This window comes from Streptomyces sp. NPDC058619 (genome assembly GCF_042717785.1).
Classification (GTDB): domain Bacteria; phylum Actinomycetota; class Actinomycetes; order Streptomycetales; family Streptomycetaceae; genus Streptomyces.
Genome location: NZ_JBHXQN010000010.1, coordinates 174,089 through 186,491 on the forward strand (window position 1 = coordinate 174,089; position 12,403 = coordinate 186,491).

The window sequence follows — 12,403 nt, forward strand, 5'->3', positions numbered from 1 at the left end:
CGGGCGACGGCCCGCGGGCCGTCGCCCCTAGCGGGTTCCGCCGGGCGGTCCTCCGTCCGGCGGGACGCCGAGCTCCCAGTCCAGCCCGTACCGCTGGAACAGCTCGGCCCGCAGCCGGGACGCCGGCATCGGCGCCCCCGGCAGCAGCACCGCCACCACCGCGCCCATCAGCAGCGCCCGCAGCAGCGGGTAGTCGGCGTCCACGTCGGCCGAGCCGTACCGGGCCACGGTGTCCCGCAGCAGCTCGGCGAGCCGCTGCTGCTCCTGGCACTGGATGAACCCCTCCGCCTGGAGGATGCCCGCCATGTGCGTCCGCATCAGCCGCGGCTGGTCCCGCGCCAGCCCCAGGGTCGCGTCGATGGCGCGGGCGAGGCGCTCGCGGCCCGCGTCCGCCCCGGCGGGGCGCGGTTCGCGCTCCAGCGCGGCGTACAGGGTCAGGTGCATCAGCCGGTGCACCGCCGACTGCAGCAGCTGCCGCTTGCCCGGGAAGTAGTACGAGACCAGGCCCCGGGCCGCGCCCGCCCGGTCGGCGATGTCGCCGAGTTTCGTGGCCTCGTAGCCGCGCTCGGCGACGAGGTCGACCGTGGCCTGCAGCAGCCGCTCCCTGGAACGTCTGCGCAATTCTTCATTGACCGATGCGCTGCGCGGGACCATGCTTGCTCCTGCTGCGTTGACTGGCTCTGAGCCAATATACTCAGCGTTCGGAGTCGCCTGCTCTGGGTGACACGGGGGATCGCCCAGAGCAGGCACGCCCGTGACCGCCGTACGCGCACGTCGCGAGAGCCACCACGGCCGCGCCCAGGAGCCAGCCCGCGAGCACGTCCGAGGTCCAGTGGACCCCCAGGTAGAGCCGTGTGAAGCCGACCCCCAGCACCGAGACGACGGCCACCGCCCAGGCGGAGGCGACCGCCCACCGCGGCGTCGCGCCGGGGAGCAGCCACAGCAGCATGCCGCACACCACCGTCGCGGTCATGGCGTGGCCGGACGGGTAGGCCGCGTAGTGCGCCGAGTCGACGGGGTCCGGCCACTGTGGCCGCTCCCGTCCCACCAGAGCTTTCAGTCCCTGCTGCACCACCGACGCCACCACCGCGGCCAGCGCCACCCGCAGTGCCCGCTGCCGGTCGCCGCGCCACCACAGCGTGACGCAGGCCGCGGCGGCCAGGGCGCGCATCGTCCAGGGGTCCCACACCCAGTCGGAGAGCACGCGCATCAGGTGCGTGGTGCCCGGGTCGGCGACCGCGCGGGCGTGCAGGTCGCGGGCGATCCTGCCGTCGAGCGAGAGCAGCGGCTCCCACCGCGCCACCACCAGTACGGTCAGGGCGACTGCCGCCAACACGCAGCCGATGCCGGTCCGGCGCATGTGCAGGTCGTCGTTCCGCATGCGCCCGATCCTCGCACCGACGGCCGCCGCGCCGGACGCGGGCGCGCCCACGACGGTGCCGCCCCGGGCGCCCTGGGCCGCTACGCCAGCGCGCTCAGGCCCGGTACGAACGCCACCAGCAGCGGCACCGCCGGCACCAGCGCGGCCAGCGCCGTCAGCCGCAGCCGCCGGGCGGCCGACAGTCGGGGCGTGGCGGACAGCAGCCGCCGCACCCGGTGCGGGACGTGGGCCTGCGGGGCCGGGGACGGCCCGAACACCCCGCGGTCCTCGTTGAGCCCGACCAGGGCCAGCGCGATCGTCAGCCGCCCGAAGCGGCGCGAGGCCACGTCGTCGGCGGCCAGCTCGACCAGGCGGTCGATCTCCGCCTCGAACGCCGCGAAGACCGGCACCTGCGGGAACCCCCGGGCCAGCGCGCGCGAGCAGTGCAGCAGCCAGTCGTGCCGGGCCGCGGCGTGGCCCTGCTCGTGGGCCAGCACGGCGTCCAGCTGGCTTCCCTTGAGGCGGGCCAGGGCCGCCGTCGTGACCACCAGCTGCGGGGCCGCGCCGGGCAGCCACCAGGCGTCCGGCCGCGGGCCCTCCAGGACGACGAGCCGCGCGCCCGCCGGGTCCTCACCGGGCAACAGCGGCGCCCGCAGACGCAGTTCGGAGTCCTGGGACCGGCGCCGGGTGCGCGCCCGTAGCACCTCGCGGCCCAGCATCGCCCCGGTCCACAGCGCTCCGGCCGCCAGCGCGAGCGCGGTTCCGGTGGCCCAGGTGCCGCCGGAGGCGCCGAGGGCGTAGGCGTCGACCACGCCGTGCGGGGCGGCGGCGAAGAGCCGGCCGCGGACCGCCTGCCAGGCGGCCGCCGCGCTCAGCAGCATCGACAGCCCGAAGCACAGGAGCACCGCGGCCACCACGCACTGCCACACCCACAGGGCGACCACGGGTTCGCGCTCGGGCCAACGGGCCCGGCGCAGCAGGCGGGGGGCGAGCACCGCGGTCAGGGCGCCGAGCAGCAGGAGAGCGGCGGGGACCATCATGTCCGCCAGCCTATGAGCGCGGGCCTACCTGCGGGTACGGGCTCGGGGCTTTGGTGACGCACGACACGTTTCCGCAGGGCGTCACATCGTGAGCAGCATGGCCAACATGCCGATGCCCATGGCGAGTCGGCAGGCCCGGACCAGCTCGGCCGACCTCGGCGAGGCGGCCGCGGCGGACGCCGCGCCACCCCTTCCGGCCGGGCCCGGGCCGTCCCCGTCCCCGCCCGCCGCGACCAGCCGGGCCCCGCCGAGCAGGACGTACCCGGCGAAGTAGAGGAGCAGCGTCCCGGTGACGAGCGGCGCGTCCGCGCCGTTCCCGTGCCCGCCCCCGTGGCCCGGGCCGCCGCCGCCCGTCATCGTCAGCGCCATGTACGCCATGGCCAGCGAGCCCACCAGGTGGTGCGCGTGGTGGGGGCCGTCCCGCAGCAGCCACAGGGCGTGCGCCGCGGCCGCGCAGAAGACGGCCAGCAGCAGCGGCGGCCCCCACGCCCCGGTCCCCACCGGAACGGCCATCAGCGCCATGCCGAGACCCATCACCGCCTCGCCCGCCGCCGCGCCGCGCGCGTCCCGGGCCGTTCTGCCCGCTCGTACCAGGCAGTACGCACCGCTCGCCGCGCACAGCAGCACCAGCAGCCAGGAGGAGACGGCGGGGGACATGGCGGAACCGTGCACGGCGGAACCTCCCGGTTCGTCGGCGTCACGGGAAGAGATGCCCGCCCCGGACGGCCCGCACGCCGCCCCGGGTTAGGCTCCTCGGCGTACCTGGCACGTCACATGTGCCACCGCACAGAACGGAGCCACCGATGTCGACCGCCGACCCCGCAGACCTGACCTTCCGTACCGCGGTGGAGGCGGACGTGGACGAGCTGGTGGTGCTCGTCGAGTCCGCCTACCGGGGCGACGCCAGCCGGGCCGGCTGGACCACTGAGGCCGACTACCTGGACGGGCAGCGCACCGACGCCCAGGGGGTCCGCCAGATCATCGACGGCTCCGACGGCATCCTGGTCGTCGTCGAGCGCGGGGGCGGGATCGTCGCCTGCTGCCAGCTCGAACACCGCGGCGACCACGCCTACTTCGGGATGTTCGCGGTCCGCCCCGGACTGCAGGGCGCCGGCCTCGGCAAGGAGATCCTGGCCGAGGCCGAGAACCGCGCCCGCGAGACGTGGGGTGCCAAGGAGATGCGGATGACGGTGGTGAACGTGCGGGAGGAGCTCATCGCCTACTACGTGCGCCGCGGCTACCGGCGCACCGGCGAGCTGAGCCCCTTCCCCTACGGCGACGAGCGCTTCGGGGTCCCGCTCCGCGACGACCTGGCCTTCGAGCTGCTGGTCAAGTCGCTCTGAACCCTCCGGCGGCGCGCCGCCTCAGGCGGTGAAGCGGCCCGTGCTGCGGATCTCCGGGAAGTCCGTGGCGGCACCGTCCAGCCCCAGGGCCCGGGCGAGCCGCAGCAGGTCCAGGGAGTCGACCGACCGGCCCGTCACCCGCAGCCCGGCCGCGTGCGCCGCCTCCACGGTCTCCAGGCTGATCCGCCGGATGTCCAGGGCGAGCGTCGCGGCGCCCGCGGCCAGTGCCCGGGCGACGAGCGCCCCGCTGTCCCCGCCGACGGGGTCCGCGTGCAGCGAGGTCCGTACGCCCGGCACCAGCCGGGCCGCTCCGGCGAGCAGCGCGTCGTCGCCGGAGGCCACCTCCACCCGCGCCGTCAGGTCGCGGCGGAGCACCAGGTCCGCGAGCGCGCCGGAGGCGGCCCGGTCGCGGACCGTGACCTGGAGCGGGGCCCGGACCGCCTCCAGCACCTCGTCGAGGACCGGTACGCGCTCGCCCAGGCCGGCGTCCAGCGCGCGCAGCTCCTCCAGGGTCAGGTCGGCCACGGCCCCCGAGCCGTCGGTGGTCCGGTCGACCTCGGGGTCGTGGAGGGCGACGAGGGCGCCGTCCTTGCTCAGCCGGACGTCCAGCGCGATGACGTCCATGCCGGAACGCTCCGCGTGCAGGAAGGAGCGCAGGGTGTTCTCCGGTTCGACACCCATGACCCCGCGGTGACCGATGGTGAGGAAAGTCAAGGTTCTCTCGCTTCCGTCGACGGCGGCTCCCCGCGCGGCGGCGGTGTCCCGACCGGCCGCGCGCGATGAGGTCGCATGCTAGTGCGCCCGCCGTGCGATGGGACCGCCCGTGCAGCGACCCGCGAGGACCCTCGTGGCCGCTTCCCGTCGGGGTCGTGCGGCCCGCCGCGAGCGGTGCCGGGGACGCCGCGTCACCCGGCCGTGGGCGCGTCCCCGCCGGCTTGACGCGCAGGTGCCGCGGCCTCCGCGCCGGCCGGGGCCCCGGCCCCCGGCGGGGTGGGCGGGGCGGCCGGGCCGCCCCCGGGCTTCGGGTCGGGCGGGCCCGCGGGATCGGCGAGATCCGCCAGGAGGGCCCGCGCCAGTTCCAGCTCCGCCAGGTGCTGCCGCTTGCTCCAGCGCAGGGCGAGGGCGGGGAAGGCCCACTCCGCTACGTCGTCCGCGTGCTCCGCTGCCGCCCGCACGGCCGCCAGCTCGCACCGGGTGCGCTCGATGTGCTCGCCGACCATCGCGCGCAGCCGCTCCGGCTCGGCCAGGTGCCCCAGCCAGACCCGCAGCAGCAGCCCGTGCTTGAGCACCGGGGGCCCGGCCTCGGCCGTGTCGGCGGCCCAGCGGGCCAGGGCCCCGCGCCCGGCGTCGGTGATCGCGTAGCGCCGCTTGGCCCGGACCTCCTCGGGCCCCGGGCGGGCGGAGGCCGCGTAGCCCAGCTCCTCCAGGCGGCGCAGCTCCGCGTAGATCTGGCTGATGGCGGGCGACCAGTAGAAGAAGCGGAGCGAGGAGTCCGCCCACTTCTTCAGCTCGTAGCCGGTCCGCTCCCCGGGGAAGGAGAGCAGGCCGAGGACCGCCCAGGCGGTCGGCGGCAACTCCTTCGCCTCCGCCGGATTCTGACTGCTGGTCATGTGTGCGCGTGCCCCCGAGGTCGTCCTGGCCCGGTCGCGGCCAGGACGGTCACCCTACGCACCGAGCATGGCGTCGGTGCACGGCGAGACGGGGCGGAGCGACTGCTTCCACCGTGAATGACGGGAAAAATTTCGGCGAGAGAGGGGGTGACGCAGGACATTTTCCTGAGATACCTCTTGAGTAGAAGAGCCTCCCATGCCTACCCTGTGCCGACGTGAGGTTCTCCTGTGGAGGAAGTGACATGACGGAAACTCTTGTGCCGGGTGCCGGCGGTGCCGCGATAACCGCCGGGGCGCGGGTGGTCGACCACCCCGCGTGGCCCGAGCTCAAGGCCGCCGTGGAGGAGATCCGCCCCTGGCAGGGCAAGGACGGCTCCATCGACTTCGAGGCCGAGGGCGCCCACGGGCGCGCCACCGTGCTGGCCGCCGTCGAGCGCGCGGTCAGTGCCGTCGAGGCGCTCTCGCCGCTGCTCCCGCACGCCGCCTCGTACCACCGGGCGCTCGTCGCCGACCTGCGCAAGTGGGCCGCGGACGACTTCCGGGTGCCGGACTTCCTCGATTCCCTGCTGGCCTTCCACCCGGCCGCCCAGCGCGCCGACGGCCTCCAGCACCTCGTGGTCTTCCCGATGTACACCCAGAACGGCAACCCGGACCGCAACCTCGAGGCCGTCGTGCTGAAGATGGTGTGGCCCGAGTGGCTCTCCGAGCTGGAGCGCACCCGGTACGACAACCCGCTCTTCCTCGGCATCACGCTGGAGGGCTTCACCCCGGGCTACGACACCCACTCCGCGGTGCTCTTCCCGGAGACCATCGCCGTCCGCGAGGCCCCCGAGCGCTTCACCTGGGGCGGCATCTTCTGCGACCGCGAGGCGGCCCGCTACCGCAAGGTCACCGAGGCGGCCGTCGACATCCTCGGCATCGAGCTGCCCGAGGACATCGCCGCCATGGTCGGCGACCAGGAGCGCTGCGAGAAGGCCTTCGTCCTGTGGGACATGGTCCACGACCGCACCCACAGCCACGGCGACCTGCCGTTCGACCCCTTCATGATCAAGCAGCGCCAGCCGTTCTGGATGTACGGCCTGGAGGAGCTGCGCTGCGACCTCACCGCCTTCAAGGAGGCCGTGAAGCTGGAGTCCGAGGGCAACGAGCACGGCCGCGACGTCCAGTACGCCGTCCTCTTCGACCGGATGTTCCGCTTCCCCGTCTCGGGCGACCGCAACCGGAACTACGACGGTCTGGGCGGCCAGCTGCTCTTCGCGTACCTCCACAAGCACGACGTCGTGCGCTGGACGGACAACAAGCTCAAGATCGACTGGATGCGCGCCCCGCAGGTCACCAACCAGCTCTGCGCCGAGATCGAGGACCTGTACCGGGCCGGCATCGACCGCCCGAAGCTGGTCCACTGGTTCAAGGCCTACGACCTGGTCTCGACGTACCTCTCCCCGCACCCGGGCTCCAAGTGGGCCAAGGGTCCCGACGCCCTCGACACGACGCAGCCGCCCCGCAAGCTGGTCGACGACGTGCTTCCGGACGAGTTTCCGCTCAGCATGTTCTACGAGGCCCTCGCCAAGAAGCTCAAGGGCGTGATCGCCTCGACCAAGGGCATCACCGCCCTCAACGCCGAAGAGGCCGAGCGGGTCGCCGCGTGAGCGACCGCCCACAGGAGGCTGCACAGATGAACGGCTCCCGGAACGGCAACGGAAACCTGCACGGCGCGGTGGTGGCGGTGGCCGGGGCCGGAGGGCCCGCGGGCCGCGCCGCCCTGCTCCGCCTCGCCGAGGCGGGCGCCGTGGTCGTGGCGTCCGACGCCGACGCGGCGCGACTCGCGGAGGCCGTGGACGCGGCCCGCTACGCCCACGGCGGCGCCACCATCACCGGCGACACCGTGGACCTGCTCGACCTGGCCGCCACCAAGGCCTGGGCCGAGCAGACCGAGAAGGAGTTCGGCCACGTCGACGGGGTCGTCCACCTCGTCGGCGGCTGGCGCGGGAGCTCCTCCTTCACCGAGACCGACCTCGCGGACTGGGACTTCCTGGAGAAGCTCCTGATCCGCACCGTCCAGCACACCTCGCTCGCCTTCCACGACGCCCTGCTGCGCAGCGAGCGCGGCCGGTACGTCCTGGTCAGCCAGTCGGGCGCGCACAAGCCGGTCGCCAACAACGCCGCGTACAACGCGGGCAAGGCGGCCGCCGAGGCGTGGACGCTGGCGATGGCCGACTCCTTCCGCAAGGCGGGGGGCGAGGACGGGCCGGGCGCCGCGGCTGCGATCCTGGTCATCAAGGCACTGGTGCACGACGCGATGCGCGCCGAGCGACCGAATGCGAAGTTCGCGGGCTTCACGGACGTCAAGGAGCTGGCCGAGGCCATCGCCGGCGTCTGGGACCGGCCCGCACCCGATGTGAACGGACAGCGTCTGTGGCTCACCCCGCAACCGTGAGGACCGCGACCGCGCGAACCGACGCCCGTCGGCACCACGACCCGGCGGTGCGCGGTTTCGCGAGCGACAACTACGCGGGGGTGCATCCGGAGATCCTGGCCGCCGTCGCGCTCGCCAACGGCGGCCACCAGGTCGCCTACGGCGAGGACGAGTACACCGAGCACCTGCAGAAGATCTTCCGCAGCCACTTCGGCCCGTACGCGCAGGCCTACCCGGTCTTCAACGGCACCGGCGCCAACGTCACGGCCCTCCAGGCCCTGACCGATCGCTGGGGCGCCGTGGTGTGCGCCGAGAGCGCCCACATCAACGTGGACGAGGGCGGCGCACCGGAGCGGATGGCCGGCCTCAAGCTGCTCACCGTCCCGACCCCGGACGGCAAGCTCACCCCCGAGCTGATCGACCGGCAGGCCTGGGGCTGGGAGGACGAGCACCGGGCGATGCCGCAGGTCGTGTCGATCACCCAGAACACCGAGCTGGGCACGGTCTACACCCCGGACGAGATCCGGGCGATCTGCGAGCACGCGCACGGCATGGGCATGAAGGTCCACCTGGACGGGGCCCGGATAGCCAACGCCGCGGCCTCGCTCGACGTGCCGATGCGCACCTTCACGAACACCGTCGGCGTGGACGTGCTGTCCTACGGCGGCACCAAGAACGGCATGATGTTCGGCGAGGCCGTGGTGGTGCTCAACCCGGACGCCGTCCGGCAGATGAAGCACATCCGCAAGATGTCGATGCAGCTCGCGTCCAAGATGCGGTTCGTGTCGGTGCAGCTGGAGGCGCTCCTCGCCAAGGACCTGTGGCTGCGCAACGCACGGCACGCCAACGCGATGGCCCAGCGGCTCGCCGCCGGCGTGCGCGAGGCGGACGGCGTGGAGATCCTCTACCCGGTGCAGGCGAACGCGGTGTTCGCGCGGCTGCCGCACGAGGTCTCGCTGCGGCTGCAGAAGCGTTACCGCTTCTACTTCTGGGACGAGGCGGCGGGCGACGTCCGCTGGATGTGCGGCTTCGACACCCAGGAGGAGGATGTCGACGGCTTCCTCCAGGCGCTGAAGGAAGAGCTGGCCCGCTGACCTGGCTCGGCGCAACTCGATAGTCATGCGCGCTAGCGCATAGGTATGCTCCTGGATCATGAAGCTGATCCAGGAGCACGCCGACCTGTCCGCCTATCTGGCGGCCGACGACGCCGTCGACCACGGCCACCCGCTCGTACGCGGGACCGCCGACGCCCTCTGGGACGCCACCGGCGACCTCCCCGCGTACGCGGCCGCCGCCTTCGCGTTCGTCCGCGACGTCATCCCGCACTCGGCGGACTCCGGCGACCTCCGCGTCGCCTGGCGGGCCTCCGACGTCCTCGCCACGCGCAACGGCATCTGCTACGCCAAGTCCCACGCCCTGGCCGCCCTGCTGCGGGCCCGCGGCATCCCGACGGCCCTGTGCTACCAGCGCCTCGGCGACGAGGACGGCACGAACCACGTGGTCCACGGCCTGATCGCCCTCCGGCTGCCCGGCAGCCCGCACTGGTCCCGCCAGGACCCGCGCGGGAACAAGCCCGGGGTGGACGCGCGGTTCAGCCTCGACGGGGAACGGCTCGCCTTCCCGGTCCACCCGGAGCGCGGCGACGTCGACTACCCCGAGCTGTACGCCGCCCCCCACCCGGCCGCCCTCACGGCCCTCCAGGGGTCCGCCGACCGGCCGGAGCTGTGGCGGAACCTGCCGACGGCCCTGTAGCCGCGGCCGCCGGCGCGGGCCGCCGCGGCGACGCCAGGGCGTGCAGCAGGGCCGCCGCGAGCTGGAATCCGGCGATCCCGGTCATCAGCGTCCACGCGGGCGCGTCCGCCGCGAGCCCCACCAGGGCCGCCCCGGCCGACGCGGCCGTCAGCTTGAGCCCGGCGCCCAGGGTGAACACCTGGGTCCGCACGGCGTCCGGCGCGTACTCCGAGCGGATCCGCAGCGTGGCCGTCAGCACCGGCCCGTCGCACACCCCCGCCACCGCGAACAGCACCGCCGTGACGGCGACGGACGGCGTGAAGGCGGCCGCGGCGAGCGCCACCCCGGTCGCGGCCAGCGACCACCGCACCAGCCGGCCCGGTTCCACCGACGTGAGGCGCCCCAGGGTCAGCGAGCCGCCCAGCGCGCCCAGCGCGAACGCCGTCATCAGCACGCCGCCCGCGCCCGGGCGGCCGAGGGTGGTGGCCAGCAGTACCGCGGTGGTGGTCAGCGAGCCGATCCCGACGAAGGCCAGCGTCGTGGCCGAGGTGACGGCCCGCAGCTCGCGGACCCGCCACAGGGCCGCGAGCCCCGCACCCAGCCCGGCCCGGGTCGGCCCGGGGAGCGGGCCCGCGCCCGGGACCCCGTACGGGAGGGTCGCGGCCAGCGCCGCCGCCACCGCGCCCGACGCAGCCAGGAGGGCCATCGCCGGTCCGGCCGAGCCGAGGGCGGCGACCACGCCGACGACCGCCGGCGCCGTGACCGCGGCCGCGTTGTAGGTGGAGGCGTCCCAGGAGTACGCCTGGTCGCGGGCCGGACCCGCCGGAACCAGCCCCGAGACCAGGCTCGACAGCCCGCCGGTGACCATCGGGCCGCACGTGCCGCCGAGCACGGCCACCGCGAGCACCACCGGCATCGGGACCCGCCCCAGCAGCACCGCCAGGGCGGCCACGGCCGCCGTGAACCCTGCCAGCGCGCCGGGGTAGAACAGCCGCGGCCGGCCGGTCCGGGCCGCGAGGACCCCGGCGAGCGGGGCGGCCAGCACGTGCGGGGCCAGCCAGGCCGTCAGGACGAACGCCCCGTACGAGGCGCTCCCCGTGCGCTCCAGGGCGAGCAGGACCACGGCCATGGCCATGCCCTCCGAAGCGAACCGCGCAGCCAGCGCCGCCGCCAGGTACCGCCCGAACCCGCCCATTCCGGCCCCCCATGCACGATGTAACGTGATAGCCGCACAAGACGTTACGCCATGCGGGTGTACGGGGAAAGGATGCGGCCATGACGGAGTCCAGAGGGGGTTTCCCGGCGGCCCGGCGGCTGATCGACATCGCCGACGCGGTCCGCGCCGCCCCGGAGCTGCCGCGCGCGGAACTCGCCCGGCTCCTCGCCGCGCACGGGGAGCGCCCGGCCGACCTGACCGAGGAGGAGTTTCCGGAGGCGGCCGCCGCCGAACTGCGCGCAGCGGCCCGGCGGATGGCGGCGGTCCTCGCGGAGACGGACGAGGACCGCGTCGCGGGGGCGCTGAACGCGCTCTTCGAGGAGTGCGGCGCCCGGCCGCGGCTCACCCGGCACGACGGCCACCCCTGGCACCTGCACGTCGACCGGGGGGAGGAGGCCGGCTGGGGCGACTGGTTCCTGGCGTCGGGGGCCTTGGTCCTGGCGCAGATGCTCGGCGAGTACGGCCGCGTCACCTGGGGCGCGTGCGCGGCCGGGGGGTGCGGTCGGTTCTTCCTGGGCCCGGGGCCGGGCAGCGTCCGCCGCTACTGCTCGACGACCTGCGCCACCCGGGTCCGCGTCGCGGCGCTCCGCCGCCGCAGGCGCGAGGGCTCCGCGGGGGCGGGCCGTCCCGCGGGCCGGGCCGGTGCGGAACGCTGAACCGGAGGGCGCGCCGAGCGCGCCGTACCGGAGCCGGGGAGCCCACCAGGGCCGGTGCGCCGCCGGCGGCTCACCGGCGGCCACGGGGGCGCGGCTGCCTGCCGCAGCTCCGGGGCCTGATGGGTCTCAACGGCCGCCAGGGCAAGGCCTTCAGGGCCTTCAGGGCCCGGCGCGAGGTCCGGGCGGGGCCGGCCCCGGGCCCGGCAAGGCCCGCCACAGGCCCCAGGATCCCCCCGGGCCCATGCGGCGGGCGTTCCCGCGGGCGGTCAGCCCGCCTCGCGCACCTGCGCCGCCGTCGGAGCGGTGCCGCCGAGGTGGGCCGGGAGCCACCAGGAGTCCGAGGCGTCCTTCGGCTGGGCCGGGTAGGTGCGCTGCGCGGCCTCCAGCAGCTCCTGCACCTGGTCGCGCACCCGGCGCGTGATCGCCCCGGCGTACTGGTCGGCGGGAGCGTCCATCGGCTCGCCCACCCGCATCGTCACGGGGATGTGGCTGCGCTTGAGGTTCTTCGGCCGGCCCTTGGTCCACAGGCGCTGGGTGCCCCACAGCGCCACCGGGATCAGCGGGACGCCGGCATCCTGCGCCATGCGCGCCGCACCCGACTTGAAGCTCTTGAGCGTGAAGGATTCGGAGATCGTGGCCTCCGGGAACACCCCGATGATCTCGCCGGAGCGCAGCGAGTCCAGGGCGTGCGCGTAGGCGGTCTCGCCCTGCTTGCGGTCCACCGGGATGTGCTTCATCGCGCGCATCAGCGGGCCGGACACCCTGTGCCGGAACACCGACTCCTTCGCCATGAAGCGGACCAGGCGCTTCTGGGGCCGTGCCGTCAGGCCGGCGAAGATGAAGTCGAGGTAGCCGATGTGGTTCGACACGAGGACCGCCCCGCCGGTGCGCGGGATGTTCTCGGTGCCCTCCATGTCGATGCGGATGTCGAGCGCGCGGAACAGCCCGTGCGCCGCGCCGATCACCGGAGGGTAGACGAACTCAGCCATGGTGCGGAGACCCCGCTTTCTGCCTGGGGAAGTGCTCCCGGC

At 74.6% G+C, this 12,403-nt stretch carries 14 protein-coding genes; 6 read left to right on the forward strand and 8 right to left on the reverse strand.

Going from position 1 to position 12,403, the window contains the following annotated elements:
* Nucleotides 1-27 precede the first annotated feature (27 nt).
* The 4 genes from ACFWTC_RS13205 to ACFWTC_RS13220 all read right to left on the reverse strand — a co-directional run bounded on the left by ACFWTC_RS13205 (nucleotide 28) and on the right by ACFWTC_RS13220 (nucleotide 3,057).
* A complete protein-coding gene (locus ACFWTC_RS13205) occupies nucleotides 28-654 on the reverse strand; it encodes a TetR/AcrR family transcriptional regulator (protein ID WP_383915539.1) in 627 nt (208 codons plus the stop codon).
* Nucleotides 655-694: 40 nt separating this feature from the next.
* On the reverse strand, nucleotides 695-1,381 hold the full coding sequence (locus tag ACFWTC_RS13210; protein WP_383915537.1) for a phosphatase PAP2 family protein: 687 nt from the start codon (nucleotides 1,379-1,381) through the stop codon (nucleotides 695-697).
* An 80-nt stretch (nucleotides 1,382-1,461) separates the two neighbouring features.
* The gene (locus ACFWTC_RS13215; RefSeq protein ID WP_383915535.1) at nucleotides 1,462-2,400 is read right to left on the reverse strand and encodes a M56 family metallopeptidase; all 939 of its coding nucleotides are present in this window, start codon (nucleotides 2,398-2,400) and stop codon (nucleotides 1,462-1,464) included.
* 81 nt (nucleotides 2,401-2,481) lie between these two features.
* Complete coding sequence (locus tag ACFWTC_RS13220; RefSeq protein WP_383915533.1) at nucleotides 2,482-3,057, reverse strand: DUF5134 domain-containing protein; 576 nt, start codon at nucleotides 3,055-3,057, stop codon at nucleotides 2,482-2,484.
* A gap of 146 nt (nucleotides 3,058-3,203) precedes the next feature.
* Between ACFWTC_RS13220 and ACFWTC_RS13225 the strand changes: the two genes are divergently transcribed.
* Complete coding sequence (locus tag ACFWTC_RS13225; RefSeq protein WP_383915531.1) at nucleotides 3,204-3,743, forward strand: GNAT family N-acetyltransferase; 540 nt, start codon at nucleotides 3,204-3,206, stop codon at nucleotides 3,741-3,743.
* A gap of 21 nt (nucleotides 3,744-3,764) precedes the next feature.
* Here ACFWTC_RS13225 and ACFWTC_RS13230 read toward each other — a convergent pair whose 3' ends face one another.
* Nucleotides 3,765-4,457: a glycerophosphodiester phosphodiesterase gene (locus tag ACFWTC_RS13230; RefSeq protein WP_383915529.1), complete on the reverse strand. Its 693-nt coding sequence runs from the start codon at nucleotides 4,455-4,457 to the stop codon at nucleotides 3,765-3,767.
* A 191-nt stretch (nucleotides 4,458-4,648) separates the two neighbouring features.
* Entirely contained in the window at nucleotides 4,649-5,353 is a 705-nt protein-coding gene (locus ACFWTC_RS13235; protein ID WP_384026974.1) for a PadR family transcriptional regulator, read from the reverse strand.
* 242 nt (nucleotides 5,354-5,595) lie between these two features.
* Between ACFWTC_RS13235 and ACFWTC_RS13240 the strand changes: the two genes are divergently transcribed.
* The 4 genes from ACFWTC_RS13240 to ACFWTC_RS13255 are packed head-to-tail and all read left to right on the forward strand — an operon-like array spanning nucleotide 5,596 to nucleotide 9,521.
* Nucleotides 5,596-7,002 (forward strand): DUF6421 family protein, encoded by a 1,407-nt coding sequence (locus ACFWTC_RS13240; RefSeq protein WP_383915525.1) that lies wholly within the window; start codon nucleotides 5,596-5,598, stop codon nucleotides 7,000-7,002.
* A 26-nt stretch (nucleotides 7,003-7,028) separates the two neighbouring features.
* On the forward strand, nucleotides 7,029-7,790 hold the full coding sequence (locus ACFWTC_RS13245; protein WP_383915523.1) for an SDR family NAD(P)-dependent oxidoreductase: 762 nt from the start codon (nucleotides 7,029-7,031) through the stop codon (nucleotides 7,788-7,790).
* Entirely contained in the window at nucleotides 7,769-8,863 is a 1,095-nt protein-coding gene (locus ACFWTC_RS13250) for a threonine aldolase family protein (protein ID WP_383915521.1), read from the forward strand. The genes ACFWTC_RS13245 and ACFWTC_RS13250 overlap by 22 nt, the downstream gene beginning before the upstream one ends.
* A gap of 58 nt (nucleotides 8,864-8,921) precedes the next feature.
* A complete protein-coding gene (locus ACFWTC_RS13255) occupies nucleotides 8,922-9,521 on the forward strand; it encodes a transglutaminase domain-containing protein (protein WP_384026972.1) in 600 nt (199 codons plus the stop codon).
* On the opposite strand, the gene ACFWTC_RS13260 is transcribed toward ACFWTC_RS13255, so the two are convergent.
* Nucleotides 9,457-10,695, reverse strand: coding sequence for an MFS transporter (locus ACFWTC_RS13260; protein WP_384026971.1), 1,239 nt, complete (start codon nucleotides 10,693-10,695; stop codon nucleotides 9,457-9,459). The genes ACFWTC_RS13255 and ACFWTC_RS13260 overlap by 65 nt on opposite strands.
* A gap of 80 nt (nucleotides 10,696-10,775) precedes the next feature.
* Here ACFWTC_RS13260 and ACFWTC_RS13265 point away from each other — a divergent pair, with 80 nt between their 5' ends.
* Nucleotides 10,776-11,372: a CGNR zinc finger domain-containing protein gene (locus ACFWTC_RS13265; protein WP_383915515.1), complete on the forward strand. Its 597-nt coding sequence runs from the start codon at nucleotides 10,776-10,778 to the stop codon at nucleotides 11,370-11,372.
* 266 nt (nucleotides 11,373-11,638) lie between these two features.
* Here the strand turns inward: ACFWTC_RS13265 and ACFWTC_RS13270 are convergent, their stop codons facing one another.
* Nucleotides 11,639-12,361, reverse strand: coding sequence for a lysophospholipid acyltransferase family protein (locus ACFWTC_RS13270; RefSeq protein WP_383915513.1), 723 nt, complete (start codon nucleotides 12,359-12,361; stop codon nucleotides 11,639-11,641).
* Nucleotides 12,362-12,403 lie beyond the last annotated feature (42 nt).

Coding starts and splice junctions, on each gene's coding strand:
- ACFWTC_RS13235 (WP_384026974.1), bottom strand. CDS start 5,353: ATGACCAGCAGTCAGAATCCGGCGGAGGCGAAGGAGTTGCCGCCGACC.
- ACFWTC_RS13245 (WP_383915523.1), top strand. CDS start 7,029: ATGAACGGCTCCCGGAACGGCAACGGAAACCTGCACGGCGCGGTGGTG.
- ACFWTC_RS13260 (WP_384026971.1), bottom strand. CDS start 10,695: ATGGGCGGGTTCGGGCGGTACCTGGCGGCGGCGCTGGCTGCGCGGTTC.
- ACFWTC_RS13215 (WP_383915535.1), bottom strand. CDS start 2,400: ATGATGGTCCCCGCCGCTCTCCTGCTGCTCGGCGCCCTGACCGCGGTG.
- ACFWTC_RS13210 (WP_383915537.1), bottom strand. CDS start 1,381: ATGCGGAACGACGACCTGCACATGCGCCGGACCGGCATCGGCTGCGTG.
- ACFWTC_RS13225 (WP_383915531.1), top strand. CDS start 3,204: ATGTCGACCGCCGACCCCGCAGACCTGACCTTCCGTACCGCGGTGGAG.
- ACFWTC_RS13205 (WP_383915539.1), bottom strand. CDS start 654: ATGGTCCCGCGCAGCGCATCGGTCAATGAAGAATTGCGCAGACGTTCC.
- ACFWTC_RS13255 (WP_384026972.1), top strand. CDS start 8,922: ATGAAGCTGATCCAGGAGCACGCCGACCTGTCCGCCTATCTGGCGGCC.
- ACFWTC_RS13220 (WP_383915533.1), bottom strand. CDS start 3,057: ATGTCCCCCGCCGTCTCCTCCTGGCTGCTGGTGCTGCTGTGCGCGGCG.
- ACFWTC_RS13270 (WP_383915513.1), bottom strand. CDS start 12,361: ATGGCTGAGTTCGTCTACCCTCCGGTGATCGGCGCGGCGCACGGGCTG.
- ACFWTC_RS13265 (WP_383915515.1), top strand. CDS start 10,776: ATGACGGAGTCCAGAGGGGGTTTCCCGGCGGCCCGGCGGCTGATCGAC.
- ACFWTC_RS13240 (WP_383915525.1), top strand. CDS start 5,596: ATGACGGAAACTCTTGTGCCGGGTGCCGGCGGTGCCGCGATAACCGCC.